This window comes from Microbacterium sp. UMB0228 (assembly GCF_002871415.1).
Lineage (GTDB): Bacteria > Actinomycetota > Actinomycetes > Actinomycetales > Microbacteriaceae > Microbacterium.
In genome coordinates, this window is record NZ_PNFU01000004.1 from 307,158 (window position 1) to 332,756 (window position 25,599).

22 protein-coding genes and 3 pseudogenes are annotated in these 25,599 nt (G+C 69.1%); 12 read left to right on the forward strand and 13 right to left on the reverse strand.

Features of this window, described 5'->3' with window-relative positions:
• Positions 1 to 11: 11 nt before the first annotated feature.
• The 3 genes from CJ226_RS12050 to CJ226_RS12060 all read right to left on the reverse strand — a co-directional run bounded on the left by CJ226_RS12050 (position 12) and on the right by CJ226_RS12060 (position 3,054).
• Positions 12 to 704, reverse strand: a complete 693-nt coding sequence (locus CJ226_RS12050; RefSeq protein WP_180964591.1) for a coenzyme F420-0:L-glutamate ligase — start codon at positions 702 to 704, stop codon at positions 12 to 14.
• Complete coding sequence (locus CJ226_RS12055; RefSeq protein WP_374754534.1) at positions 704 to 1,897, reverse strand: RNA polymerase sigma factor; 1,194 nt, start codon at positions 1,895 to 1,897, stop codon at positions 704 to 706. The genes CJ226_RS12050 and CJ226_RS12055 overlap by 1 nt, the downstream gene beginning before the upstream one ends.
• Before the next feature lie 215 nt (positions 1,898 to 2,112).
• Entirely contained in the window at positions 2,113 to 3,054 is a 942-nt protein-coding gene (locus tag CJ226_RS12060) for a proteasome assembly chaperone family protein (protein WP_025103583.1), read from the reverse strand.
• A 114-nt stretch (positions 3,055 to 3,168) separates the two neighbouring features.
• Between CJ226_RS12060 and CJ226_RS12065 the strand changes: the two genes are divergently transcribed.
• The 3 genes from CJ226_RS12065 to sucB all read left to right on the forward strand — a co-directional run bounded on the left by CJ226_RS12065 (position 3,169) and on the right by sucB (position 7,862).
• A complete protein-coding gene (locus tag CJ226_RS12065; protein WP_102209336.1) occupies positions 3,169 to 4,647 on the forward strand; it encodes a leucyl aminopeptidase in 1,479 nt (492 codons plus the stop codon).
• A gap of 5 nt (positions 4,648 to 4,652) precedes the next feature.
• A complete protein-coding gene (gene lpdA, locus CJ226_RS12070) occupies positions 4,653 to 6,026 on the forward strand; it encodes a dihydrolipoyl dehydrogenase (protein ID WP_102209298.1) in 1,374 nt (457 codons plus the stop codon).
• Positions 6,027 to 6,092: 66 nt separating this feature from the next.
• Positions 6,093 to 7,862, forward strand: coding sequence for a 2-oxoglutarate dehydrogenase, E2 component, dihydrolipoamide succinyltransferase (gene sucB, locus CJ226_RS12075; protein WP_062634398.1), 1,770 nt, complete (start codon positions 6,093 to 6,095; stop codon positions 7,860 to 7,862).
• A gap of 15 nt (positions 7,863 to 7,877) precedes the next feature.
• On the opposite strand, the gene CJ226_RS12080 is transcribed toward sucB, so the two are convergent.
• Positions 7,878 to 9,311 carry a hypothetical protein gene (locus CJ226_RS12080; RefSeq protein WP_102209299.1) on the reverse strand — a complete coding sequence of 478 codons (1,434 nt, stop codon included), beginning with the start codon at positions 9,309 to 9,311 and terminating at the stop codon, positions 7,878 to 7,880.
• Positions 9,312 to 9,475: 164 nt separating this feature from the next.
• On the opposite strand from CJ226_RS12080, the gene CJ226_RS12085 reads away from it, so the two are divergent.
• The gene (locus tag CJ226_RS12085) at positions 9,476 to 10,186 is read left to right on the forward strand and encodes a DUF4191 family protein (protein WP_025103588.1); all 711 of its coding nucleotides are present in this window, start codon (positions 9,476 to 9,478) and stop codon (positions 10,184 to 10,186) included.
• Between the two features lie 57 nt (positions 10,187 to 10,243).
• On the opposite strand, the gene CJ226_RS12090 is transcribed toward CJ226_RS12085, so the two are convergent.
• The gene (locus CJ226_RS12090) at positions 10,244 to 11,431 is read right to left on the reverse strand and encodes a RimK family alpha-L-glutamate ligase (RefSeq protein ID WP_025103589.1); all 1,188 of its coding nucleotides are present in this window, start codon (positions 11,429 to 11,431) and stop codon (positions 10,244 to 10,246) included.
• A gap of 18 nt (positions 11,432 to 11,449) precedes the next feature.
• Between CJ226_RS12090 and CJ226_RS12095 the strand changes: the two genes are divergently transcribed.
• Positions 11,450 to 11,938 carry an ATP-dependent zinc protease gene (locus tag CJ226_RS12095; protein WP_036292426.1) on the forward strand — a complete coding sequence of 163 codons (489 nt, stop codon included), beginning with the start codon at positions 11,450 to 11,452 and terminating at the stop codon, positions 11,936 to 11,938.
• 3 nt (positions 11,939 to 11,941) lie between these two features.
• Here the strand turns inward: CJ226_RS12095 and CJ226_RS12100 are convergent, their stop codons facing one another.
• Positions 11,942 to 12,337 (reverse strand): RDD family protein, encoded by a 396-nt coding sequence (locus CJ226_RS12100; RefSeq protein ID WP_025103591.1) that lies wholly within the window; start codon positions 12,335 to 12,337, stop codon positions 11,942 to 11,944.
• A 147-nt stretch (positions 12,338 to 12,484) separates the two neighbouring features.
• Here CJ226_RS12100 and glnA point away from each other — a divergent pair, with 147 nt between their 5' ends.
• Positions 12,485 to 13,909, forward strand: coding sequence for a type I glutamate--ammonia ligase (glnA, locus tag CJ226_RS12105; protein ID WP_025103592.1), 1,425 nt, complete (start codon positions 12,485 to 12,487; stop codon positions 13,907 to 13,909).
• A 410-nt stretch (positions 13,910 to 14,319) separates the two neighbouring features.
• Positions 14,320 to 14,859 (forward strand): annotated as a pseudogene (locus tag CJ226_RS12110) (ISL3-like element ISPfr18 family transposase); the annotation flags it as partial.
• Between the two features lie 175 nt (positions 14,860 to 15,034).
• Here the strand turns inward: CJ226_RS12110 and CJ226_RS12115 are convergent.
• The 3 genes from CJ226_RS12115 to CJ226_RS12125 all read right to left on the reverse strand — a co-directional run bounded on the left by CJ226_RS12115 (position 15,035) and on the right by CJ226_RS12125 (position 17,501).
• Complete coding sequence (locus CJ226_RS12115) at positions 15,035 to 15,892, reverse strand: 3-hydroxyacyl-CoA dehydrogenase (RefSeq protein ID WP_102209300.1); 858 nt, start codon at positions 15,890 to 15,892, stop codon at positions 15,035 to 15,037.
• A gap of 34 nt (positions 15,893 to 15,926) precedes the next feature.
• On the reverse strand, positions 15,927 to 16,541 hold the full coding sequence (locus CJ226_RS12120; protein WP_102209301.1) for a TetR/AcrR family transcriptional regulator: 615 nt from the start codon (positions 16,539 to 16,541) through the stop codon (positions 15,927 to 15,929).
• Between the two features lie 135 nt (positions 16,542 to 16,676).
• Entirely contained in the window at positions 16,677 to 17,501 is an 825-nt protein-coding gene (locus CJ226_RS12125) for a hypothetical protein (protein ID WP_102209302.1), read from the reverse strand.
• A gap of 370 nt (positions 17,502 to 17,871) precedes the next feature.
• Here CJ226_RS12125 and CJ226_RS12130 point away from each other — a divergent pair, with 370 nt between their 5' ends.
• The 5 genes and pseudogenes from CJ226_RS12130 to CJ226_RS18620 all read left to right on the forward strand — a co-directional run.
• Positions 17,872 to 18,588, forward strand: coding sequence for a VIT family protein (locus CJ226_RS12130; protein WP_102209303.1), 717 nt, complete (start codon positions 17,872 to 17,874; stop codon positions 18,586 to 18,588).
• Positions 18,589 to 18,682: 94 nt separating this feature from the next.
• Complete coding sequence (gene mgtA / locus CJ226_RS12135) at positions 18,683 to 21,328, forward strand: magnesium-translocating P-type ATPase (protein WP_102209304.1); 2,646 nt, start codon at positions 18,683 to 18,685, stop codon at positions 21,326 to 21,328.
• 88 nt (positions 21,329 to 21,416) lie between these two features.
• Complete coding sequence (locus CJ226_RS12140; RefSeq protein WP_102209305.1) at positions 21,417 to 22,307, forward strand: metalloregulator ArsR/SmtB family transcription factor; 891 nt, start codon at positions 21,417 to 21,419, stop codon at positions 22,305 to 22,307.
• A 50-nt stretch (positions 22,308 to 22,357) separates the two neighbouring features.
• Positions 22,358 to 22,774 (forward strand): arsenate reductase ArsC, encoded by a 417-nt coding sequence (locus tag CJ226_RS12145; protein WP_102209306.1) that lies wholly within the window; start codon positions 22,358 to 22,360, stop codon positions 22,772 to 22,774.
• Positions 22,771 to 23,148, forward strand: a pseudogene (locus CJ226_RS18620) (three-helix bundle dimerization domain-containing protein); the annotation flags it as partial. The gene CJ226_RS12145 and the pseudogene CJ226_RS18620, both read left to right, overlap by 4 nt.
• On the opposite strand, the gene CJ226_RS18625 reads toward CJ226_RS18620, so the two are convergent.
• The 4 genes and pseudogenes from CJ226_RS18625 to CJ226_RS12165 form a co-directional block, all read right to left on the reverse strand.
• Positions 23,034 to 23,588: a multicopper oxidase domain-containing protein gene (locus tag CJ226_RS18625; RefSeq protein WP_219719911.1), complete on the reverse strand. Its 555-nt coding sequence runs from the start codon at positions 23,586 to 23,588 to the stop codon at positions 23,034 to 23,036. The pseudogene CJ226_RS18620 and the gene CJ226_RS18625 sit on opposite strands and share 115 nt — an antisense overlap.
• Positions 23,585 to 24,538 carry a DMT family transporter gene (locus CJ226_RS12155; protein WP_219719913.1) on the reverse strand — a complete coding sequence of 318 codons (954 nt, stop codon included), beginning with the start codon at positions 24,536 to 24,538 and terminating at the stop codon, positions 23,585 to 23,587. The genes CJ226_RS18625 and CJ226_RS12155 overlap by 4 nt, the downstream gene beginning before the upstream one ends.
• Positions 24,480 to 24,992 (reverse strand): DUF2933 domain-containing protein, encoded by a 513-nt coding sequence (locus tag CJ226_RS18665; RefSeq protein WP_374754533.1) that lies wholly within the window; start codon positions 24,990 to 24,992, stop codon positions 24,480 to 24,482. Before CJ226_RS18665 ends, CJ226_RS12155 begins: the two co-directional genes overlap by 59 nt.
• Positions 24,901 to 25,563 (reverse strand): annotated as a pseudogene (locus tag CJ226_RS12165) (type II glyceraldehyde-3-phosphate dehydrogenase); the annotation flags it as partial. The pseudogene CJ226_RS12165 and the gene CJ226_RS18665, both read right to left, overlap by 92 nt.
• Between the last annotated feature and the right edge of the window lie 36 nt (positions 25,564 to 25,599).

A 25,599-nucleotide genomic window follows, 5' to 3' on the forward strand; every position in this document is an offset into this window, starting at 1 on the left:
GGTCGACCTGCTCAGACCGCGCGGACGATGCCGAGCGGGGTGGACTCGAGGCCCTGGCCGAGCGGGTTGTCACCCAGGATCTCCACCAGCCGCAGCTCCCCCGCCTTGTCCAGCGTGGAGCCGAGGATGTTGCCGCCGAGATCGTTGATGTCGACCACGGCCACCTCGGCCTGACCACCGATCAGCGTCTTCAGGTGCGCGGCGACGCCATCCGGATCCTTGGGGCCGAGCACGACCGCCTCGTTGTACGGCGGGATGGTGTGCTTCGTCGGGCCGTCGATCGCGCGCGCCTTGTCCCCCGCGATGCGGTAGAAGTCGCCCTTGCGCCCGAAGGCCTTGGTGACCGCCGAGACGGCCGCCGCGAAGAGGATGCGCGGCGTACCGCACTCGCGCAGCGCCATCTCCATCGTCTCCGGCATGCCGAGACCGATGCCGTACGGCGTGCGGGTGACGTACTTCGACAGGAACAGCGCGAGCTTGCGCGGCTTGATCTCGTCGAGGCGGTAGGACCGCCCCTGCGTGATCGCGACGATCTTCTCGGTCACGAAGAGGAGGTCGCCCGGCTGGACGGCATCCATGGCGTACTCCGTGATGATGGCGTCGAGATCGTCGTCCGGCATCACGACACGGGTGCGCAGCGGAATCCGCGCGTAGCTCTTTCCGTCGACGCTCGTCTCGAGCGCCTTGCCCTCGTTCGCCTGCATCACTCGAGGTAGTCCCGCAGCGACTGCGAGCGGCTCGGGTGGCGCAGCTTGGCCATCGTCTTGGACTCGATCTGGCGGATGCGCTCACGCGTCACCCCGAACGTGTCACCGATCTGGTCGAGCGTCTTCGGCTGACCGTCGCCCAGGCCGAAGCGCATCCGGATCACGCCGGCCTCGCGCTCCGAGAGCGAGTCGAGGAGCTGCTCGAGCTGACGCTGCAGCATCGTGAAGCCCACGGCATCGGCGGGGACCACGGCCTCGGTGTCCTCGATGAGGTCACCGAACTCGCTGTCGCCATCTTCGCCGAGCGGCGTGTGCAGGGAGATCGGCTCGCGACCGTACTTCTGCACCTCCACGACCTTCTCCGGGGTCATGTCGAGCTCGCGGCTCAGCTCTTCCGGAGTGGGTTCGCGACCGAGGTCCTGCAGCATCTGGCGCTGCACGCGGGCGAGCTTGTTGATGACCTCGACCATGTGCACCGGGATGCGGATCGTGCGGGCCTGGTCGGCCATGGCGCGGGTGATGGCCTGACGGATCCACCAGGTCGCGTAGGTCGAGAACTTGAAGCCCTTGGTGTAGTCGAACTTCTCGACCGCGCGGATGAGACCGAGGTTGCCCTCCTGGATCAGATCCAGGAACTGCATGCCGCGACCGGTGTAGCGCTTGGCGAGGGAGACGACGAGACGGAGGTTCGCGCCGAGGAGGTGGCTCTTCGCACGCTGACCGTCACGGGCGACCCACTGCAGGTCGAGTCCGAGCTGGCTCGTCTTCTCGGCGGGCGACATCGCGGAGAGCTTCTCCTCCGCGAACAGACCCGCCTCGATGCGCATCGCGAGCTCGACCTCTTCGGCCGCGTTCAGCAGTGCGACCTTTCCGATCTGCTTCAGGTAGTCCTTGACCGGGTCGGCCGTCGCGCCGGTGATCTGGGTCGAGTAGACCGGGACCTCTTCGTCATCCTTGGAGGAGATGACGATCGCACCGGTCGGCAGCGGCTCGGTGAAGGCCGGCTTCGCGTCGTCCTCCTCCTCGTCGCCCGCGGCGTCTTCGGAGCCCTCGGCCGCAGGGGCGTCGTCTTCCTCGACGACGTCGTCCGACTTCTTCTTCTTCGCGGGGGCGCGCTTGGCCGCGGCGCGCTTGGGCGCGGGAGCCGCTTCGGTCGCTTCGACGTCCTCGACCTCGGGATCCGCGGTGATCTGATCGGCCTTCTTCGTCCGCGTGTTCTTCGTCGTGGCAGGAGTCACGTTTCGCCTTTCACGGGGCCGCTGGGAGACCCCGGGACATTTCGGACACTAGTAAGACCCTTGTCAAGTCCAGCGCTCGAAAACACTGATTGACAACGGGTCGGACTCCTAGTATCGCACACGTATGGCGATGAGGACGCATTCGCGCCCGATCCGCACGGACGGATTCAGCCGCGGCCCGGCTTGTCGTCGTCGCCCGACGGACGGGTGGCGAGGTAGCGCTCGAGCTCGGCCGCGAGCTCATCGGCGCTGGGCAGGTCGCGTTCGCTGAATCCGCCTTCGTCGTACGAGTCGTCCTCGGGGTCACGGCCGGCCATGTAGGCGTCGTAGCGACGTTCCAGGTTGTGCACCATCTGCTGCAGCTCGTCATTCGCCGCGACCTGCTCGTCGACCCGGGCGATGTAGTCCGCGCGCCGCTCCTGCACCGCGTCCAGCATGAGCACGAGACCGGTCGACGCCATGAGCTTCTCCGCCGCCGCGCTGACCGCCTCGGGATTCTCGGTCTCGGCGAGGTAGTGCGGCACGAGGAGGACGAAGCCGACGACGCGTTCCCCGCGCTCCGCGAACCGGTACTCCAGCAGGTGGCCGGCGGTGGCGGGCACCTGCGTCCGCGGACGCCACACGGAGTGCGACACGACGAGGTCGCGCCGGTTCCCGCTCACCGTCGTCCCGATGGGACGCGTGTGCGGCACGGGCATGGCGATGGAGTGCACCCAGTGCAGTCCCGACGCCTCGAACTCCGCTGCGAGGTCCAGCACCGTCTCCGCGAAGGCGTTCCAGGCGAAGTCGGGCTCGTAGCCCGTGAGGAGCAGGAACGGGCGTCCGAGCGCGTCCGTGGCGAGGGAGAGCTCGAGTCGGGGCGGGCGGAACTCGGCGAGGTGGTCCTGGTCGAACGAGATCACGGGGCGACGCGCGCGGTAGTCGAGGAGCACGTCGTTGTCGAAGATCGCGAGCGGCTGCGGCGACGTCGTCTCCCTCAGGTGATCGATGAGCCCCGACACCGCACTGCCCGCGTCGGTGAATCCGGTGAGCAGCATCACGAGAGGCAGGCCGTGGGGCACCGTGGGGGCGTTCGCGACGCGTTCGTGGATTTCTCCGGAGAAGGGCATGTCTCCATGCTACGAGCCGCACCCGGACCCGGGCTCTGACCTGTCTCGCTGAGAGCGAACACACCCCGCCGGGCGGGCCGACGACCCCGGGGCGGAGATCCTAGGATGGAGACCATGACGCTTCCCGTGCTCTCGCACACCACCGATCAGTTCCCCGGAAGCGCTGCCGATGCCGCAGTGCTCGTCGTCCCCGATCTCTCCGAGTCGGCCGAGTCCCTGGCGGCTCACCCCGGTCTCGCCGATGTCCTCGCGGGCATCGGCTTCACCGGCGCCGTCGGAGCGTTCGCGCGGGTCTACGCCCCCGAGGTGACGACGCTCCCCTTCGCGGTCGTCGGCGTCGGCTCCACCATCGACGACGCGTCCGTGCGCAGCGCCGCCGGCACGGCTCTCCGCTCCCTCACCGGCTTCGACACCGTCTCGCTCGGCCTCGCCTCCGGACTCGAGCCGCACGCGGCCGCGGCGGCGGAGGGCGCCGTCCTCGGCGGCTACCGCTTCGACGACTATCGCGCCGAGAACGGCAGGAAGAAGCGGGCGACGGCGGTCGTCGTCCACGCCCCGCTCGACGACGCGACGATCGCCCGTGCCCACGCGACGGGCGAGGCCGTCGCCCTCATCAAGGACCTCGTGAACGTGCCCGCCGAGTGGCAGAGCCCTGCGCAGCTCGCGCAGAGCGCCGCCGACAGTGTCGCCGACCTCGACGTCACCGTGCAGATCCTCGACGAGACCGCTCTCGCGGAACAGGGCTTCGGCGGCATCCTCGGCGTCGGCCAGGGCTCCGACCGGCCGCCGCGTCTCGTCCGCCTCGACTACGCGCCGGCGGACGCGCAGCGCCACATCGCCCTCGTCGGCAAGGGCATCACCTTCGACACCGGCGGCCTGTCGCTGAAGCCCGCGGCCTCGATGGTCGGCATGAAGTTCGACATGGCCGGTGCCGCGACCTCCCTCGCCGCCCTCCGCGCCATCGCCGCCCTCCGCCTCCCCGTGCACGTGACCGCCTGGCTCTGCATCACCGACAACATGCCGTCCGGCCGCGCCCTCCGCCCCGGCGACGTCATCCGCATCCTCGACGGCACCACCGTCGAGGTGCTGAACACCGACGCGGAAGGGCGCCTCGTCCTCGCCGACGGTCTGGTCGCTGCGAGCCGCGAGAACCCCGACGTCATCATCGACGTCGCGACCCTGACCGGCGCGATCGTCGCGGCCCTCGGCCACCGTCACACCGGCGTCTTCGGCGACGACGAGACGGTCGCGGAGTTCCTCGCCGCCGCCGCGCGCACGGGGGAGCCGGCGTGGCACATGCCGCTGCCCGCCTACATGGAGGAGACGCTCGACTCCCCCATCGCCGACATGATCAACGCCAACATGGGAGATCGGATGGGCGGCGCGTCCTTCGCCGGCCTCTTCCTGCGGCGCTTCGTCGGCCGCACCTCGGACGCGGACGACGCGCCGCGCATCCCCTGGGTGCACCTCGACATCGCGGGCTCCGGTGAACACGCCGGCGCCCCCTACGGCTTCACCGAGAAGGGCCCCACGGGGGCGATGGTCCGATCGATCATCGCCTTCGCCGAAGCAGCATCCCACCCGGAGGCATGACACCCATGACAACCCACACCTTCGACATCGTCGTCCTGGGCGGCGGCAGCGGCGGGTACGCCGCGGCACTGCGAGCGAGCGAGCTCGGCAAGTCCGTCGCACTGATCGAGAAGGACAAGGTGGGAGGTACATGCCTCCACCGCGGGTGCATCCCCACGAAGGCGCTGCTGCACACCGCCGAGGTGGCGGACCACGTGCGTGACGCCTCCTCCGTGGGAGTCACGGCCTCGTTCGGCGGGATCGACGTCGCCGGGGTGCGCACCTACCGCGAGGGCATCGTCGCCAAGAAGTACAAGGGTCTCGAGGGGCTCGTCAAGGCGCGCGGCATCACGACGGTCACCGGGCTCGGTCGCCTGAACGCGGACCGGAGCGTGAGCGTCGGCGACGACGTCTACGTCGGCACGGACGTGATCCTCGCCACGGGCTCCTACAGCCGCTCGCTGCCGGGGCTCGAGATCGGCGGACGGATCCTGACCAGCGAGCAGGCGCTCGCCCTGGACGTCATCCCCGAGCGCGTGCTCATCCTGGGCGGCGGTGTGATCGGCGTCGAGTTCGCGAGCGTGTGGCGCTCCTTCGGCGCCGAGGTGACGATCGTGGAGGCCCTGCCCCACCTCGTCCCGAACGAAGACATCGCGATGAGCAAGGGGCTCGAGCGCGCGTTCCGCCGCCGCGGCATCCAGTACTCCCTCGGCGTGCGCTTCCAGAGCGCCACGCAGGACGACGCGTCCGTGACCGTCACGCTGGAGGACGGCACGGAGTTCACCGCCGACTACCTCCTCGTCGCCGTCGGCCGCGGCCCGGCCACCGACGACCTGGGCTTCGAGGACGCCGGCGTGCGTCTGGACCGCGGGTTCGTGACGGTGGACGGCGACCTCCGCACCGATGTCCCCGGTGTGTGGGCGGTCGGCGACATCGTCCCGGGTCTCCAGCTCGCCCACCGCGGGTTCCAGCAGGGCATCGCGGTCGCCGAGCGCATCGCGGGTCTCTCCCCCGCGAACGTGCCCGACGTGCAGATCCCGAAGGTCACCTACTCCAGCCCCGAGGTCGCCTCGGTCGGTCTGACGGAGGAGGCGGCGGTCGCCGCTCACGGTGCCGACGCCGTCCGCTCCTACGAGTACAACCTCGCGGGGAACGGGAAGAGCGAGATCATCGGCACGGGCGGCCTCGTCAAGGTCGTCCGTCTCAAGGACGGACCCGTCCTCGGTGTGCACCTCCTCGGCGACCGCGTCGGAGAGCTCATCACCGAAGGGCAGCTCGCGGTCGCGTGGGAAGCCCACCCGGAGGACATCGCGCCGCTCATCCACGCCCACCCGACCCAGAGCGAGGCCCTCGGCGAAGCCTTCCTCGCACTGGCCGGAAAGCCCCTGCACGCCCTCTGAGCACCAACCGGTGCCCGAGTCACTAAGCTAGACAAGCGTCATACAACTTCTGAAGGAGACTCAGTCATGAGCACATCCGTGGTCCTCCCCGCTCTCGGTGAGAGCGTCACAGAGGGTACGGTCACCCGCTGGCTCAAGCAGGTGGGAGACACCGTCCAGGCGGACGAGGGCCTGCTCGAGATCTCGACCGACAAGGTCGACACCGAGATCCCCTCCCCCGTCACCGGCGTCATCGAGGAGATCCTCGTGGCCGAGGACGAGACCGTCGAGGTCGGTGCTCTGCTGGCCCGCATCGGTGACGGCAGCGGCGCGGCCCCTGCCGGCGATGCCCCTGCCGCCGCCGAAGCCGCTCCGGCCGAAGCCGCCGCCCCCGCCGCTCCGGAGCCCGCCGCGGCTCCCGCAGCGGAGCCGCAGGCTCCCGCCGAGTCCGCGCCCGCCGAGTCCGCCCCTGCGGCTCCGTCCGGCGACGCGACCGACATCGTGCTCCCCGAGCTCGGCGAGAGCGTCACCGAGGGCACCGTCACCCGGTGGCTCAAGCAGGTCGGCGACTCGGTCGAGGTCGATGAGGCGCTCCTCGAGATCTCCACCGACAAGGTCGACACCGAGATCCCGTCGCCGGTCGCCGGCGTGCTGCAGGAGATCGTCGCCGGCGAGGACGAGACCGTCGAGGTCGGCGCCGTGCTGGCACGTGTCGGTTCGGGTGCTGCTCCCGCCGCTCAGCCCGAGGCTCCTGCCGCTCCGCAGGCCGAGGCTCCCGCCGCGCCGGCCCCGCAGGCCGAGGCTCCGGCTGCACAGCCCGAGGCTCCGGCTGCTCCCGCTCCGCAGGCGGAGGCCCCCGCCGCGCCGGCCCAGCCCGCCGCTCCCGCACAGCCCGCTGCTCCCGCACAGTCCGCGCAGACCGAGGCTCCCAAGCTGTCGCTGCCGACCGAGAGCGACAACCTGTACGTGACCCCGCTCGTCCGCCGTCTGGCTGCGCAGCAGGGCGTGGATCTGGCCACGGTCAAGGGCACCGGCGTCGGAGGCCGTATCCGCAAGGAGGACGTCCTCAAGGCGGCCGAGACGGCGACCGCCGCACCGGCCGCCGCCGCGGCACCGGCTCCGGCACCGCTCGAGGTGTCGCCGCTGCGCGGGACCACTCAGCCGATGTCGCGCCTGCGCAAGGTCCTCGCCAAGCGCGCGGTCGAGTCGATGCAGCAGACCGCTCAGCTCACCACCGTTGTCGAGGTCGACGTCACCGCTCTCGCCGAGTACCGCGACAGCGTCAAGGCGTCCTTCCTCGAGAAGACGGGCGACAAGCTCTCCTTCCTCCCGTTCTTCGCGCTGGCGGCGGCGGAGGCCCTGCAGGCCTTCCCGATCATCAACGCGACGGTCGACGGCGAGCAGATCGTCTACCCGGCCTCCGAGAACGTCTCGATCGCGGTCGACACCGAGCGCGGTCTGCTCACGCCGGTGCTCCGCGACGCGGCCTCGAAGAACATCGCCGAGATCGCCCACGAGATCGCCGACCTCGCGGCGCGCACGCGCGACAACAAGCTGAAGCCGGACGAGCTCGCCGGCGGCACGTTCACGCTGACCAACACCGGTTCGCGCGGCGCGCTGTTCGACACCCCCGTGGTGTTCCTGCCGCAGTCGGCGATCCTCGGCACCGGCACGGTCGTCAAGCGCCCGGGTCTGGTCAAGGTCGGCGGCACCGATGCGATCGCGGTCCGCTCCTACGTGTACCTGGCTCTGTCGTACGACCACCGCATCATCGACGGTGCCGACGCGGCCCGCTTCCTCGGTGCGGTGAAGGCCCGCCTCGAGGCTGCGCAGTTCAGCGGTCAGCTCGGAGCCTGATCCGGCGGCTTCGCCTCACCTCGGCTGGTCCGCGACGCGATACGCGTCGCGGACCAGCCATTTCTCGTCCACCCACACCACTACGACGATCATCGCCCCCGCGCCTGAGCCGTCTCGACCCGCGGACGACGACGACAGCTCCAGCACGGCGATGTCTCCGTAGCGATCCACCAGCACAGGGTCCTCACCGCCGATGAGCTCTGCCGGGACCGCCCTGATCGCCGGCGCTCCCCCCGCAATCGCCGTCGCGCACACCGGATCCTCTCGCGACTCGCACTCCGCGATCCGCGTGATCACGTCCGGCAGGGCGGCCAGCGGATCATCGACCGCCGGTGGCGTGGCGCCCGCGGTGGGCGACGGCATCGGCGACCGCGCGGGTTCCCGCGAGGTCTCGTCCGCGGGATCCGACGTCGAAGGACGCGCGGACGTCGCCGTACCCGCATCGGGGCTTCCGGCCGCAGAACCCTCTCCTCCGCTGGGCCACAACGACCCGGCGACGAGCACGGCCGCCGCGCAGACTCCGGCGACGACGAAGATCCGCACCCGGCGGGGCCGTGTGCTCCGCCGCTCCGTCCCTCGGGGCGCTGCGACCCCGCGCGGGCGGACGAGGGCGCGCGCTCGGCCGTCGAGGTGGTCGAGGAAGGCGCGAAGGGCGGCGGCGACCGTCGCTCGCTCGCGCACCCGGGGACGGTCCCGCCGCACACCGGTCTCCCGCACCCGCGTGCGCGTGGCGGAGTCGGCTCCGAGGCGCCGGAGCGCCGTGGCGGCGCCGACGGAGGCACCCGCCTGATCCTCGGTCGCAGACTCCAGCGGCCGCGGCGCCGCGATCTCCAGCAGCTCCCGCTCCCCTTCTTCGAGCAGCCGTCGCGGTACACGGCGTTGCGCGGCAGCCGTGCGGAGATGCTCCCGGAGGCGATCGAGGACGCGGATCAGCGCCTTGTCCGCGCAGTCCGCGTGCAGGCGATCCAGGACCGCCAGGACCGTCGACGCCGCGTCCTGGCCCGCTCCCAGCACGAAGACAGGACGGCCGCGTTCGGTGAGCCACCAGGCCCCCGGCACCTCGGCGGCCGGCATCGGTCCCAGCTCGCTCAACCCGCGCAGCATGCTCACGACGACCGTGCTGATCTCCCCCGAGGACAGCCCTCCCCGCGCTCGACCGGCCCGCTCCAGGAAGACGTGCAGAGTCTCCGTACACCACGGAAGCAACACGTCATGTCCGCGCGCGCGACGGATGACGTCGAGAGGGGCGGCGACGTGCTGCGACCCCGCGTACCGCCACCCCGCCCATCCGGTGAGGCCTTCCGCGTCGCGGCGCACGACCGGACCATCCGGCGAGGCGACGAGAGCGCCCTCCAGGGGTCCCTCCCCAGGATCCAGGAGCCGGATCGTGCGATGAGCCTGCGGCAGTACGGCCTGGTCGAAGGGCGGATTCTCGCGCTCATCTGTCATGCGACCCATCCCAACCGATCGCCGCGGTCCCGTCCGCGAATTCAGCCGCTCCGGGACCAGATCCGGCATCGGGCCGGACTGTGCAGGAGAGATCAGGCGCCCTCCTCTCCGCTGCACGCGAACGGCGGCATCGCACGGCTCTCGGACTCGGTAGGCTGGTCTCCATGGCAAAGCGTGCTCCCGAACCCGAGAAGCGTCCTGGGTTCTTCTCCCAGATCAAGTCCCTCTTCCGGTTCACGCGCGAGGCCTACCCCTGGCTCCCCTGGGCGCAGGCCGCGATCCTCATCGGCGGCGTGCTCCTCGGTCTCCTGGCCGGCTACCTGATCCCGCCGTTCCAGGTGTGGACGCTCGTCCTCTGGGCGATCACGGGCCTTATGCTCGGCGTCCTCGGCGCCCTCTTCCTCATGACCCGACTGTCGACCTCGGCCATGTACACGAAGATCGACGGCATGCCCGGTGCGACGGGTCACGTGCTCAGCACCAGCCTCGGCCGACAGTGGCAGGCCTCCGAGACCCCGGTGGGCATCAACCCGAAGACGCAGGAGGCCGTATACCGGACGGTCGGCCGCGGCGGCATCGTCGTCGTCGGCGAGGGCGCCCGCGGACGCCTCACGCGACTGGTGAACGAGGAGCGCAGCCGGGCGCAGCGCGTCGCCCACGGCGTGCCGATCACGGTGCTCTACGTCGGGCACGGCGAGGACGAGGTGCCGATCGCCGACCTCGCGAAGACCATCAAGAAGCTTCCGAAGGCCATCGACAAGGCCACCATGGCGGCCGTCATCCGCCGCATCGACTCGGTGTCGCAGTCGCTGTCGTCGCTTCCCATCCCGAAGGGGATCGACCCGACGAAGGTGCGGGCCCAGCGTCCGCGCTGACCCGCTCCCCGGAACCGCGAAGCGCGGCCGTCCTCATCGAGGGCGGCCGCGCTTCTCTCATTCCGAGAGCGGCTGCTTGGGGAGGCGGCGCACCTTCGCACGCCGGCGCCGACGCTCGGGGATCATCGAGCGCATCTCATCGAGCTTGCCGAAGCAGAACAGGCGGTCGTCGGCCTCGAGGACCACGTGCTTGCGCGGGTTCGGGATGACGCTGACCCCGCGGTGCAGCGTGAGCACCGTGATGTCGCGTTCCCACAGACCGGCCTCTCCCAGCGTCTTCCCGACGAGGTCCGCGGCACCGTGGACCATGAGCTCGGCGACGCCGTAGCCCGTGGAGACCGTGAGGCGCTGCCGCACGTCGATCTCCGGGAAGGCGACCTGACCGGCGATGTAGTCGATGATCGCGCCCGCGACGTCGAGCTTGGTCGCGGTCTCGATGCCCTGCAGGCCCGGGGAGGAGTTGACCTCCATCACGAGGGGTCCCTCGTCCCCCTCCAGCATGTCCACGCCGGCGACACGGAGGCCCATGATCTGGGCCGACCGCACGGCGGCCCGCTCGTAGACCGGGTCGAGCTCGATCGCCTCGACCGAGCCGCCACGGTGCACGTTGGAGCGGAACTCGTCTCCGGCCGCCGAGCGGCGCATCGCCGCGACCACGCGGTCCCCGACGACGAGCGCGCGGATGTCCCGGCCCCTGCTCTCAGCGATGAACTTCTGGATGAGCACGTTCTGCTTGGTCGAGTGCAGCGTCTCGATGATGGCCTCGGCCACCTTCACCTGGGGTGCGAGGATGACGCCGATGCCCTGGGTGCCCTCGAGCAGCTTGATCACCACGGGAGCGCCGCCGACGCGCTCGATCGCCGGTCGCACGTCGGCGCGGTTGCGCACGAAGGCGGTCGGCGGCATCGCGATGTTGTGCCGGGAGAGGATCTGGTTCGCTCGCAGCTTGTCACGCGCGCTGGAGATGCCGTTCGCCGTGTTGGGGGTGTAGACGTCCATCTGCTCGAACTGCCGCACCACGGCGGTGCCGAAGTACGTGATCGAGTTGCCGATGCGGGGCAGGATCGCGTCGTAGTCGCTGAGCTGCCGGCCCCGGTAGTGCAGGTCGGGCTCATCGGAGGTCAGGTCGATCGCGAAGCGCAGCGTGTTGAGCACCTTCACGTTGTGGCCCCGCTGCAGTGCGGCCGCGCGGAGGCGTTGGGTGGAGTACGCCTGCGGCGCACGGGACAGCACTGCGATCTTCACGGGGGATTTCCTGCCAGGATGTATCAGGTGAGTAGGTCTACCCATTCAAACACCCTTACGGGGTGGCGCGAGTGGGTGAGCCTGCCCGATCTCGGAGTCGACTGGATCAAAGCCAAGATCGACACCGGCGCCCGCACCTCGTCCCTGCACGCGTTCGACATCCAGGAGTTCGAGCGCGACGGCGAGGCCTGGGTGCGTTTCCGCGTGAAGCCCTGGCAGGACAGCCAGGAGGACGCCGTCGTCGTGGAGTCCCCCATCCACGATCGCCGGGCCGTCCGGAGCTCGTCCGGGCACGCGCAGGAGCGTCTCGTCGTGCAGCTGATGATCCGGCTCGTCGACCGCGAGGTGATGGCCGAGGTGACCCTGAGCAACCGGGACGAGATGGGATTCCGCATGCTGATCGGCCGCGAAGCGCTGCGCCGCGGCTACGTCGTCGATCCGGCGCGTTCCTTCCTCGGCGGCCGCGCACCCCGTGAGGCACGCCGGCGCAACCGCGGCCGCGCCTGAGCGTCAGGCGCGGATGAGGACCGTTCCCACGGCCTTGTCGTGCAGACCGCGCTGATCCGGGTCCCACACCACGGCCGGGATCACGATCAGGAGCAGCAGCGTGCGCACGATCGGGCGCCACAGACCGACCCATCCGCCGTCGAGACGGACGACACGCATGCCGAGGATGCGGTGCCCGGGGCTGCCGCCCGCGGTCGGGATGAAGAGGATCTGCACGACACCGAAGATGAGCAGCGTGGCGAACGGGTCGTACTGGAAGAACGCGACGGAGAGGATGACGGCTGCCGTCCAGTCGATCGCGAGGGCCCCGATCCGGCGTCCAGGGCGACCGATGCTCCCCGGTCCGGACTCCGGGAGTCCGAGTCGCTCACCGGGGTACGTGTTCACAGCATCCGTCACCCCTCCAGCCTACCGAGGCTGTGGATGCCCTCCGATCCTGCTCACGCTGTAACACGGACGAAACAAAGCGGATACCGTGGAGAAATCCCCCGTCAGTACTGTGCAGAGTGGCCCCGAAGCCATCGATCCGCATCACAGGAGTCGTACATGTTCAAAGATTCGTCCGAGGTACTGGCCTACATCAAGGAGAACGACGTCAAATTCCTTGACATCCGTTTCACCGACCTCCCTGGTGTGCAGCAGCACTTCAACATCCCTGCGGCGACGGTCGACGAGGCCTTCTTCACGGACGGACAGCTGTTCGACGGCTCCTCCATCCGCGGCTTCGCCAGCATCCACGAGTCGGACATGCAGCTCATCCCGGATGTGACGACGGCGTACATCGACCCCTTCCGCGAGGCGAGCACCCTCGTGATGATCTTCGACATCTACAACCCGCGCACCGGCGAGATCTACTCGAAGGACCCGCGTCAGGTCGCGAAGAAGGCGGAGAAGTATCTCACCTCCACCGGCATCGCCGACACCGCGTTCTTCGCTCCCGAGGCCGAGTTCTACATCTTCGACGACGTGCGCTACTCCGTCACGGCCGGCGAGAGCTTCTACAAGGTCGACTCCGAGGAGGCCGCGTGGAACACCGGCCGCGAGGAGGAGGGCGGGAACCTCGCCAACAAGACCCCCTACAAGGGCGGCTACTTCCCCGTCAGCCCGGTCGACAAGACGGCCGACCTGCGCGACGACATCACCCTCAAGCTCATCGATGCGGGCTTCATCCTCGAGCGCTCCCACCACGAGGTGGGCACGGCCGGCCAGCAGGAGATCAACTACCGCTTCGACACCATGGTGCACGCGGCCGACGACATCCTGAAGTTCAAGTACATCGTCAAGAACACCGCCGAGGAGTGGGGCAAGGTCGCCACGTTCATGCCGAAGCCGCTGTACGGCGACAACGGCTCGGGTATGCACACCCACCAGTCGCTGTGGAACGACGGCAAGCCGCTGTTCTATGACGAGGCCGGCTACGGTCAGCTCAGCGACATCGCGCGGTGGTACATCGGCGGCATCCTGGCGCACGCGCCGGCCCTGCTCGCCTTCACCAACCCGACGCTGAACAGCTACCACCGTCTGGTCAAGGGCTTCGAGGCTCCGGTCAACCTGGTCTACTCGGCCGGCAACCGCTCCGCCGCGATCCGCATCCCGATCACGGGCTCGAACCCGAAGGCCAAGCGCATCGAGTTCCGCGCCCCCGATGCCTCGGGCAACCCGTACCTCGCCTTCGCCGCGCAGCTCATGGCAGGTCTCGACGGCATCAAGAACCGCATCGAGCCGCACGAGCCCGTCGACAAGGACCTCTACGAGCTCCCGCCCGAGGAGGCCAAGAACATCCCGCAGGTGCCCAACTCCCTGCTGGACTCGCTCGAGGCGCTCCGCGCCGACCACCAGTTCCTCCTCGAGGGCGGCGTGTTCACCGAGGAGCTCATCGAGACCTGGATCTCCTACAAGTACGAGAACGAGATCCTGCCGATCGCTCAGCGCCCGCACCCGTTCGAGTACGAGCTGTACTTCGGCGTCTGATTCCGGGAGGCCCTCAGAGCCACACTTCCGGTCTCTGAGCCCAGCAATTTGCTGAGCCCCAGGCAGCAATCGCCGTCTGGGGCTCAGTCTATCTCTGGACGTTTACGGACGGCTACGGGGAGTAAACGGACAGGTTTTCGGACAGTGTGGATGCCCGCTTCTGCGCACGCGAACAACGCGCTGACTCGACGGTTCGCTGTTACAGCAGCCCACCGACAGGAGCCCGTGTGAGATCAGGCGCGACGGCGTAGCTGACCGCTGGCACCGCAGCCCATCGTTCCGGTGGCAACGCGCCGAACATCAACTCCAGCGCGAGCCCGACGTCAGCATTGAGAAGCCCCTGCAAGGTGAGCGGCAGCGAAATCGACGCGAGCGCACTGCGCGATTGAACGTTTCGCGCCGAGGCATCCGTCCGCCTCGCCGGCGACGCGCTCGACCGGACCCGGCAGCGCGTCCAACAAGACACCCTCGGGCACCGCGGTCACGCCGGCGACCCGCTCTACGGGGTCCGCCGCACCCTCCACACCGGCGCGAGCTTCCTCACCGAGAAGCAGACCGCGCGGCTCGACGCGGTGTTCGCCGCCGAGGAGCACGTCGAGGTCGAAGCGACCTGGGGCATCTACCAGCGCATCGTCGCCGCCTACCGCGAACCCGACAAGAACAAGGCGAAGGAGATGATGCGGGCGGTGATCGACTCTGTCAGCAACGGCGTCCCCGCGCTGCTCAAAGAGGTCCGTCGCCTCGGCCGCACACTGAAGCAGCGCGCCGCGGACATCCTCGCGTTCTTCGACCGCCCCGGAATGAGCAACGGCCCAACAGAGGCCATCAACGGCCGGCTCGAGCACCTTCGCGGTTCCGCCCTCGGCTTCCGGAACCTCACGCACTACGTCGCCAGATCGCTCCTCGAAGCCGGCGGATTCAGACCGCTCCTACACTCTCATTCGCGATGAGCCGAAAAAGGGGAGATCGGGACCGGCTCTGCCGGCTCCGATCTCCCCTTTCCCAGGGATCAGGAGATCATCAGTGGTCGCTGTGATCGGCGATCAGGCCGTACTCGCTGAGGAGTGCACCGATCTCCGTTCCCGCTCGTATAACGCATCTTTTTCTTCCTTCTCTGTTCCTTGGTCACTCGTAGTCGTAGAAGCCGTGGCCCGTCGAGATGCCGAGCTTGCCCTTGTCGATGTAGTTCTCCTTCAACCAGGCGGCGATCTTCTGAGCCTCCGGGCTGCCGTGCGACATGATGTTGTACGGCGTGGTCAGCCCGATGACGTCGTAGATCTGGAACGGCCCCATGGGGGCGCCGGTCGCGATGCGCCAGACCTTGTCGACGTCATGCGGCTCCGCGTATCCGCCGGCGGCGAGCTCGGCTGCGGCGTTCAGGAAGGGCACCAGGAGAGAGTTCAGGACGTAACCTGCCTTCTCCTTGTGGATCGGAATCGGCACCATGCCGATCTCGGCCGCGAAGTCGACGATCTCATCGAAGACGGCGGGGTCGGTCTCGTCCGTTCCCATCACCTCTCCGGTGTTGAACTTCCAGACCTGATTGGCGAAGTGCAGAGCGAGGAACTTCTGCGGCCGGCCGGTGAAGTCCTTCATGTCGCTGGGCAGCAGCGTCGAGGAATTGGTCGCGAAGATCGTCTTCTCCGGCGCCACCTCGGCGAGCTTCTCGTAGGTCTCCTGCTTCAGCTTCAAGACCTCGGGGATCGCCTCGATCACCAGATCCGCGTCCTTGACGGCGTCTGCCAGGTCGGAGGAATACGTCAGGTTCTCGAGCGCCTTCTCCGCCTTCCCCTCGGCGGCCCCGGCGACGCCGTCCTGCTTGTAGGTCTCTGCCAGTGACGAGAAACGTAACTTCGCCTTCTCGAGAATCTCGTCACTGATGTCGTAGGCGACGACGTCGAAGCCGCTGAACGCCGTCTGGAACGCGATCTGCGATCCCAGGACGCCGGTGCCGAGGACTGTGACCTTGTGGATGCTGCTCATTCTGCTCTCCTTCATTTCCGGTTCTGTGTGGTTGTCATGGTCGACGTTCGCCGGTTGCCTCCCGGGTCGCCGCCAGCCCCCGCACGATCTGCGCGATCTGGTGGCGGAGGTCGTCTCGCAGATCGTGTCCGCGGTGGGCGCCGGTGTACAGCCGAGCGATTGCGAGATGGACCATGGCGAAGACGGAGCTGCTCGCGACGCGTGCGGCGTCGTGGTCGTCGGTCACCCCGCGTCCTCGGTCGCTGTCGACCAGGCGCGCGGCGAGTGCTTCCTCGAAGGCCTGCACGTGAGCGAGGCCCTCGAGCCGGAATCTCTCGGACGGCGACCCGAAGAGCAGCTCGCGCTGGTAGGTGGCCGCGTTCTCCGGCGACTCGCTCGCCCGTGTCACGAGCGGCTCGACCAACGCGACCACGGCCTCGACCGGGTCGCTGACCGATTCGGCGCGCTCCAGGCCCTCGCGAAGCGCCTCGTCGAGCTTGGAGTTGTAGACCATCAACAGCAACTCGCTCTTCGAAGCGGCGTACCGGAACAGAGTGCCTGCGGCCACGTCTGCCCGGTCCGAGATCTGCTGGGTGCTCACGGCGCTGAAGCCCTCGGCGTCAAACAGTTCGGCTGCCGCCTCGGAGATCCGCCGCTGCTTGGACTCCATCGACCTCGACCTTCGACTGACTGCGTTCGTAGCGGACATCCGTTCCTCCTTCTGAAATGGAGCTTACTCATTAATGAGTGCACTCCGCAATGGGGGTGGACGGCTTGCGTTCGGTGCCTTCGTGCCCGCTTCTGCTCACTCCGCGTCCGCGGGCCGCCGCGATGGGTTGAAGTAAGTCACTTGCGCTGCCCGGTGGATGACGTCGTCAACGCGGACTATGCCGTACGCGGCCGCGGTGGCGGTGTGTACGTCGCGGGTGGATTGGAGCCAGAACTGGTCACCGTCGTGGCGGAACTGGGCGGGAAGGATCTTCGCGAAGAATACGGTCGTGTCGTCGAGTCCCTGGCAGTCCAGGGTGAGCCCGTCGCGGTGCCGGTCGATGTCGGCGCGGTCGTTGCGGAACCAGGAGAACGACTCCTTCGATTGTTCCTCGTCGTCGATGATCGCCTGCGTCGCCTGGACGTAGAGGGCTCCCAGCGCTGTCCGCGCCGTCGGCTCGGTGATCCAGGTCACCGACGCGGGGATCCCGTCGATGGTGGCGGCCCCGGTCAGGGCGGTGAGCTGGGAGGAGGTGACGGGGCTGGCGTCGTAGGGGCCGCGGTTGGTGTGCCGGTCGGGGATCGCCGCGGCCAGATCGACATCGGCGGGAGGACCGGAGGCTTCCGGTGCGAGCTGCAGCCGTGCGGCGGGTCCGCCCGGCCCGTCAGGGAACACCTGCACCTGGGGACGGTAGCCCAGTGCCGCGGCCGAGATCGCCATCTGCTCGATCGCGCACCCGAGTCCGGCATAGTGCTCCCGTCCGCTCGCATCGGTGCGGGGCATCTCCCGGTCCGGGTCACCGCTGATCTCGATCACGCCGTCGGTGGAGCGGATGCGCCACGGCTGGGTGTTGTGCGGGTTGCAGGCGAGGATCCCGGCCGCGACGATCCGGTCCCGCCCCTCCCAGGGACGCCCAGGCATGCCAGAGCTCGTAGGGTTCGCCCCTCCCGGCGGAGAACGCGCCGTTCACCGCCCCCCGCACCCCCACGCCGGCTGCGGTGGCGACGACGAGCCCGCCGGTGATCGCTCCCGCCCAGCCGAGCACCGCCCGCCGCGACACCTTCCGGGAGGTATCGTCCTGGTGTTCCCGGGGCTGTCGCTCATCGGCCCGGTCCCGGTGGACGGGTCCGCGCGGCCATCCCGTTGCAGCACACGAGTGGAGACGTCGTGCTTTGATCATCACGTCGGCCCACAGTCGATGGGGAGGGCGAAGGTCCTACCGCAAGATCGGGAGGATACGGTGGACTGGACAAGCAGATCCGCACGACCGGTGGAAGGAACTCGAGAGCGCATGACCACGACGACTCCACATCCCGGCGAGCCGCACACCGCGGGCATCGCCGGCAAACTCAACTGGTTGCGCGCCGGGGTGCTCGGCGCGAACGACGGGATCGTCTCGGTCGCGGCGATCGTCGTCGGCGTCGCCGGCGCCACCAACCAGCTGGCCCCGATCCTCACCGCCGGAACGGCCGCGCTGGTCGGCGGGGCGATCTCGATGGCGCTCGGCGAATACGTGTCGGTGAGCAGTCAGAGCGACAGCGAGAAGGCGCTGATCGCGAAAGAGCGCCGCGAGCTGGCCGAGATGCCCGAACAGGAGCTGGACGAGCTCACCGGCCTCTACCAGGCGAAAGGGATCTCCCCGGAGACCGCCCGGAAGGTCGCCGAGGAGCTCACCGCGCACGACGCCCTCGCCGCACACCTGTCCGCAGAGCTGAACATCGACCGGGAGGACCTGGTCAGCCCGTGGCGGGCGGCTCTCGCATCCGCGGTCGCGTTCACCGTCGGCGGGATCATCCCGTTCGCCGCGATGCTGCTGCCCCCCGCGGTGCGGATCCCGGCGACGTTCCTCGTGGTGCTCCTCGCCCTCGCCGTCACCGGCGCGCTGGGCGCCCGCCTGGGCGGCAGCCCGATGCTGCGCCCCACGATCCGGGTCGTCGTGGGCGGGGCGATCGCCCTGGCTGCGACGTTCCTGATCGGCACCCTGCTGGGCACCACCGGGATCGCGTAGCCCACCCATGACCGCCACCGGCCCGTTGCGTGCTGCGGGAGAGGATGCTGAGGGTTCCGGAACCGTCCCCGCTGCGATACAACAGGCATCGACCATGAGCAACCAGACCGCCCTATCCGCGGCTCCCCTCTTGACAGTGCGGGACGCGGTCGTGCGGGAGAGCGCTGATGTGCTCACCGTGCTGTCCAGCACCCCGGCGGGCCTGACGACGGCGGAGGCGACCGCCCGCAGGGCGGTGGTGGGTCAGAACGTGCTCCGCGAGCACCGGGCACGGCCCTGGCGAGTGCTGGGCAGGCAGCTGAAGAGCCCGATCCTGATCCTGCTGTTCGTCACCGCCGTGGTGTCGATGTTCCTCGGCGAAGCCGCCAACGCGGTCATCATCGGCATCATCCTGGCCGCGAGCATCGGGCTGGGGTTCGTGAACGAGTACCGGGCCGAACGCACCGCCGACGCCCTGCACGACCGGATCCGGCACACCGTCATCGCCCGCCGCGACAGCGCCCCCACCGAGGTCGATGTCACCGACCTGGTCCCCGGAGACGTCGTGCAGCTGAACACCGGCACCGTCGTGCCCGCCGACATGCGCCTCCTCGACGCCCACAACCTCGCCTGCGACGAGAGCATCGTCACCGGCGAATCTCTGCCCACGGCCAAGTCCACGCCACCCGTCCTCGACAGCGCGGGGATCGGTGATCTGACCTCGTGCGTGCTCATGGGCACCGTCGTGCAGTCCGGCACGGGTATCGCGGTCGTGGTCGCGACCGGGGCGCGCACCGAGTTCGGCCGGATCGCCGGCGGGCTTGCCGCCGAGCAGCCGCAGACCGAGTTCCAGCGCGGCCTGGGCCGGTTCTCGGTGCTGCTGCTGGAGGTCGCGCTGATCCTGACCACGGTGATCTTCGTAGCGAACGTGCTGCTGCAACGCCCCGTCCTGGACGCTCTGCTGTTCTCCCTCGCGATCGCGGTGGGCATCACCCCGCAGCTGCTGCCCGCCGTGGTCAGCACCAGCCTCGCCGCCGGATCCCGCGCCCTCACCCGACGCCGCGTCCTGGTGAAACGCCTGGTGTGCATCGAAGACCTCGGCGACATGGACATCCTCGTCACCGACAAGACCGGCACCCTCACCGAAGGACGCATCAGCTTCACCACCGCCCTGCCCGCAGACCCGACCACCAACCCGGAGCGGGTGCAGTTGCTGGGGCTGCTTGCCACCGAAGCCGACTACACCACACCGGCAGAGGCCGCGGTCGGGCTGAACCCGCTCGACGCGGCGCTCTGGGAGGCAACCCGGTCCGAGGCGGTGCGCCTGGAGGGGTACCGGCGAGCGGACCTGCTCGCGTTCGACCATGAACGGCGCCGCACCACGGTGCTCGTGGACACCCCCGCCGGTGAACGGCTGGTCGTGACGAAGGGGTCGCCGGAAGAAGTGATGGGGATCTGCTCTCACATCCCCGCCGGCGCCCCGGGCATCCTCGACCACGAGTACGCAGCCGGCGGGCGGGTGGTCGCGGTCGCCACCAAACCCGTCGCCGGCCTGTCGGCGCTCTCCCCCGGTGACGAGACCGGGCTCACCCTGGTGGGATTCCTGGTGTTCCTCGATAGACCCAAGCCCGACGCGCGTGCGTCGCTGGATCAGCTCGCATCGCTGGGGATCGCGGTGAAGATCGCCACCGGCGACAACGCCGTCGTCGCCGAGAAGGTCCTCCGAGACCTCGGGATCGCCTCCGGCGGCACAATGACAGGCTCCGACATCGACGCGCTCAGTGACGACACGCTGCGTCAGGCGGCGTCCACGGCGACGATCTTCGCCCGGGTGTCGCCGGAGCAGAAGGCGCGGATCATCCGGCTGCTGCGCCGCGCCGGCCGCGGCGTCGGGTTCCTCGGCGACGGCGTCAACGACGCCCTCGCCCTGCACCAGGCCGACATCGGCATCTCCGTGGAGAGCGCCGCGGACGTCGCGAAGGACGCAGCGGACGTGCTGCTGCTCGAGAAGGACCTCGGGGTGCTCGCCGACGGGGTCACGGAGGGACGACGGATCTTCGCCAACACGATCAAGTACGTGCTGATGGGCACCTCCAGCAACTTCGGCAACATGTTCAGCGCCTCGGTCGCCTCCGTGGTGCTCCCGTTCCTGCCGATGCTGCCTGGGCAGATCCTGCTGAACAATCTGCTCTACGACACCGGGCAGCTCGCGATCTCCGGCGACCGGGTCGACCCGGAGCAACTGCAGGCCCCGTCGCACTGGGACATCGGGTTCATCCGCCGGTTCATGCTGCTGTTCGGGCCGATCAGCTCGCTGTTCGACTTCGCCACGTTCGCGCTGATGATGTTCGTGTTCCACGCCGCCGAAGGCGAGTTCCAGGCCGGCTGGTTCATCGAGTCCATCGCCACCCAGGCCCTGATCATCTTCGCGATCCGCACCCGCCGCGTCCCGTTCTTCCGCAGCCGCCCCTCCACGGGCCTGATCCTCGCCTCCCTCGCCGTCGTCGCGGCCGGGGTGTGGCTGCCCTACTCCCCCGTCGCGGGGCTGCTCGGCTTCCAGCCGCTCCCCGCGCCGTTCTTCCTCGCTCTGGTCGGCATGGTCATCGCTTACCTGGTCTGTGTCGAGCTCGCCAAGAGCTGGTTCTTCGCCCGCCCCGCCCAGCAACCCGCGCCGCAACCCCCGGTCGTGGTACGGATGCGCCGCCACCAACGTCGGGTGCATCGCCGCTCCGCACGGTTCACACCTCGGTCGCCCGCTTGAAGCGGCGCCCCCGGCGGATGCCCCGACCATAAACCTTCAACCACACTCGAAGGTCAAGCCGCTATCACCGGGAGATAGACTGCGGTCTATGGATTCGGTGGTGGAGGCTCCCGTGCTGGCGGTGCTCGCCGACCCCACTCGCGCCCGGATCATCCAGCTGATCCGCGATGCCGAGGGCGGTCGTGCGATGGTGAGCCGGCTCGCCGAGCAACTGGGCCTGCGGCAGCCCACCGTCAGCCACCACATGGCGGCGCTGCACGCCGAAGGCCTCGTGGTCCGCGAGCCCGAGGGGCGGCGGGTCTGGTACTCGATCAGCCCCGACGAAGCCGACCGGGTGACCGCCTTGCTCGGCGCGCCCGCTCTCGCCGCCGAGGAGCCGGACTGGGACCGCGTGGTCGACGACCTCGCCGCCCGCTACCACGGCGTCTTCAGCCGCGAGACGATCGCCCGCTACCTGACCGACTCCCGCGACCTGCTCGCCGCCCGCGGCCCCGCCCCGCTACTCGCCTCCCGCTCGGCGGCGTTCACCACGGCCCGCCTCGATGACCTGCACAGCCTCGAGCAGCCGGCCGGGACGCCGTCGGTGCTGTTCGTCTGCGTCCAGAACGCCGGCCGCTCGCAGCTGGCCGCGGGCATCCTCCGCCAGCTCGCCGGCGACCAGGTGATCGTCCGCACCGCGGGGTCCGCCCCCGCGGCCGAGGTCCGCTCGGTGATCGTGACCGCGCTGGACGAGATCGGAGTCACCCTCGGCGGAGAGTTCCCCAAGCCCCTCACCGACGAAGCCGTGAGAGCGGCGGACATCGTGGTCACGATGGGCTGCGGCGACGCCTGCCCGATCTATCCCGGCCGCCGCTACCTGGACTGGGATCTCGCCGACCCGGTCGGCCAGCCGATGAGCGTGATCCGGGCGATCCGCGACGACATCTACCGCCGCGTCCGCACCCTCCTGGAGGAACTGGTCGGCACACCTGGCCCCTAACTGATAGATGGTGGTCTATGCTTTCTGGTGCGAGGAAGCGAGATCCCGTCATGAGTGACAAGCCCACTGTTCTGTTCGTCTGCGTCCACAACGCGGGGAGGTCGCAGATGGCCGCCGGCTATCTGCAGGCCCTGGCCGGAGACCGCGTCGAGGTGCTGTCTGCCGGGTCCGAGCCGAAGGATCAGATCAACCCGGTCGCCGTCCAGGCGATGGCCGAGGAGGGCATCGACATCGCCGGCGGCACGCCGAAGCTGCTCACCGTCGACGCCGTGAAGGAGTCGGACGTGGTGATCACGATGGGCTGCGGGGATGCCTGCTCGATCTTCCCCGGGAAGCGCTACGAGGACTGGGAGCTCGACGACCCCGCCGGCCAAGGCATCGACGTCGTCCGCCCCATCCGCGACGAGATCCGCACCCGGGTCGAGGCCCTGATCGGCGAGCTGCTCCCCGCGGGCAGGGCGGCATGAACGCGCAGCGCGGCCAGGGCGGGCTGCTCTCCCCGGACTCGGTGCTGCACCGCGCCGCCGAACGCCTCACGCACCAGTCCGCCGGAATGGTCAGCGAAGAGACCGTCGAACGGGTCGTGTTCGGGTCCTACACTGCCCTCGCACGCACCGCTAACGTCTCCACCCACTTGCCCACCGTCGCGGAGAAGTTCGCCCGCGACCGGCTCGCCGCCCTCGCTCAGTCGCGCGGGCTGATCGCGAAGCCGGTCCCGGAGATCCTCTACGTCTGCGTCCAGAACTCCGGCCGCTCCCAGATGGCGGCCGCCATCACCCGCCACCTCGGCGGCGACCGCGTGCACGTCCGCTCCGCCGGCTCCCAACCCGCCGCAGGACTCCTCCCCGACGTCATCACCGTGCTCGAAGAGGCCGGGCTCTGGGTGACTGGCGGTACGCCGTCCATGTCGTTGCGCAGTGCTAGCCCGTGCCAGTGCACGGAGGTGTCGGTGTCCAGCTGGTTGCGCACGGTCGCTTTCAGCGTGTCTCCAGCGCCGAGACGGATCACGGGGGCCGGGATCGAACCGAACGCCCAGGTGGCTGCGGTGGTCCCGGCGAGGTCAAGCGCACTGGGTGCGGCGGTCAATGTCGCGGTGGTGACCTTGCCGGTGCCTCCGCGACGGCGTTCGGCCTCCCGCACGGGGGCGCCGTCGGGCTGCACCCAACTCGCAGCGGGAGCGCAGGAGGCCAGAGCAATGGTCGCGAGGGTGCCGACGCTAACGCCGAGGAACGCTCGTCGTGTGAGCAGGAAGCGGGTACGCGGGTCTGATGGCACAGTCATCGGTGTTTCCTCTCGGGTCGCATGGGGTGGCGGTGAGTTTCGTCTTGCCCGTCCGAGTCGGGCGTTGCGTGTTCGGCGTCGGTTCGTGGGACGGTAGTTACTGCCGCGATTCCCGCCGCGGAGGATTGGCGCCGGGATCCCGCTGCGAGCAGGGCCATCGAGATCAGCACGATGACGATGCCGATCCAGCCCCACAGACCGGGGTCTTCCCGCAGGACCACCAGGGACAGGAGCACGCCGAACACCGGCACGAGCAGGGTCCACGCAGTGAGGATGTCCAGACGGGCACGTCGGGTTTCGGTGAACCAGGCGACTGTCGTCGCGGCGGTGCCGACCAGCGACAGGAACAGGAGGGCGAGAAGGAACGGGATGCTCCAGTAGATCCTCGGGGGGCCTTCCGCGAAAGCGGCGGTGCCAGCGAGGAGAGCCCCTCCGATGAGCAGTTGCGCGGCGGCTACGAATCGCGGGTCCGCCTGCACGATCCGCCCGATGAGGGTGCCGGCAGTCGTAGCGGCCGCCGAGGTCAACGCGATCCACACCCCGCCGCCAAGCCCTACCGGCAACACGATGACGAGCAGCCCGGCGAAGCCGAGGGCGATGGCGACGATGGCGACGGGGGTGGGGCGTTCGCGGTAGATCCACCACGCGGGCAGAAGGATGAGGATCGGCTGAGCGTTTGCGAGCACCGACGCGATTCCGGTAGACAGTCCGGTTGCAGCGCCGAACATCGTCGCGAACGCCACGGCGATGTTTACCGCTCCGAGGCAGACAACGAGCACCCAGGTCCGCGGGTCGCGCGGGATCGGCACCCGCTGGATGCCGATGAGCAACGCGAGGGCGGCACCAGCGATGAGGGCCCGCAGCGCCGCGAGCCACAGCACCGGCGCGTCCTCAAGGGCGATGGTGATGGCGACGAAACAGGAACCCCAGGCTGCCGTGATCCACAGCATCCGCCAGGGCCGAGGATGTCCGACTGGGGTGGCACGCAGCCACTGGTGGGCGACGGTATGACGGATCGCGGGGACCATTGCTGATCTCACCGTCGGCGGCGCCGCCATCCTGGCGAGCGCCGCCTGCGTGGTCGTGATTGGTGTGATGGCTGCCGCCGGGGTGGCCGTGGCCGAAGAGGTGCATCGCTGCCATGCCAATGATCGCCACATATGGGAGGGCCGCGAGCACGTGCGGCAGGTGGTCGATGAACAGATAGATAACGATTCCGACGACGGCCAGGCCGATGATGGCCCAGGCAGACAGGGGCATCCGTCGCCGCGGCGCAGCGACACCTGGTTCCTGACCGGGGTGCGGATGCTGGTCATCGGTCATGGTCGGAGTCCTCCGGAGGGGTGAGAAAGTCCTGGCGCATGCCAAGGCTCCTGTCAGTGAGGCGGATCGACGTCTCGGCATCGGTGACGGTGCCGGAGAGGGCGCGGATCGCGTCGATGGTCTCGGGCACGACGATGGCCTCGTTGCAGACCTGGTAGGCGAGGTACGCTTCGTTGCCGGTGACGGTGACCAGGTCTTCCCAGATGGCGACTTCCCACATGTCCCCTCGGGGCCGGCTGAGGTCGCGCATCAGCTCGATCGTGGAATTGAGGGCGACCAAGCCGTCGGACATGCGGATGAAGGCTATGCGGGGCGCGGCACGGAGGGCGCCCAGCACCTCACCCCGGGCGGCTTCCCGGGATAGTTGCAGTGTCCAGAAGTGGGTGTGCGTCTGGGTGTGGGCGCCCTTGGCGGCGATGGTGACGACATCCAGGCCCGGGAGAACGGTCTGCGCGTCGGGACCTTGGTGGGAGGGGATGGTCGGCTCCGGGACGATCGTGTTCATGATGCCGCCCAGGTGCGACTCCCACGGGTCGGTGGCGCGGCGGATGAGCACTCCGCGGGCGCGCTGAAGCAGCCCCGCCGTGTCCAAGGCGCCTAGGACACGAACGATGCTGGTCGTATTGCACGACACCACCCGGGTGCTGTCGCGGCCGAGGGCGGTGACTTAATTGGCTTGGGCGACGAA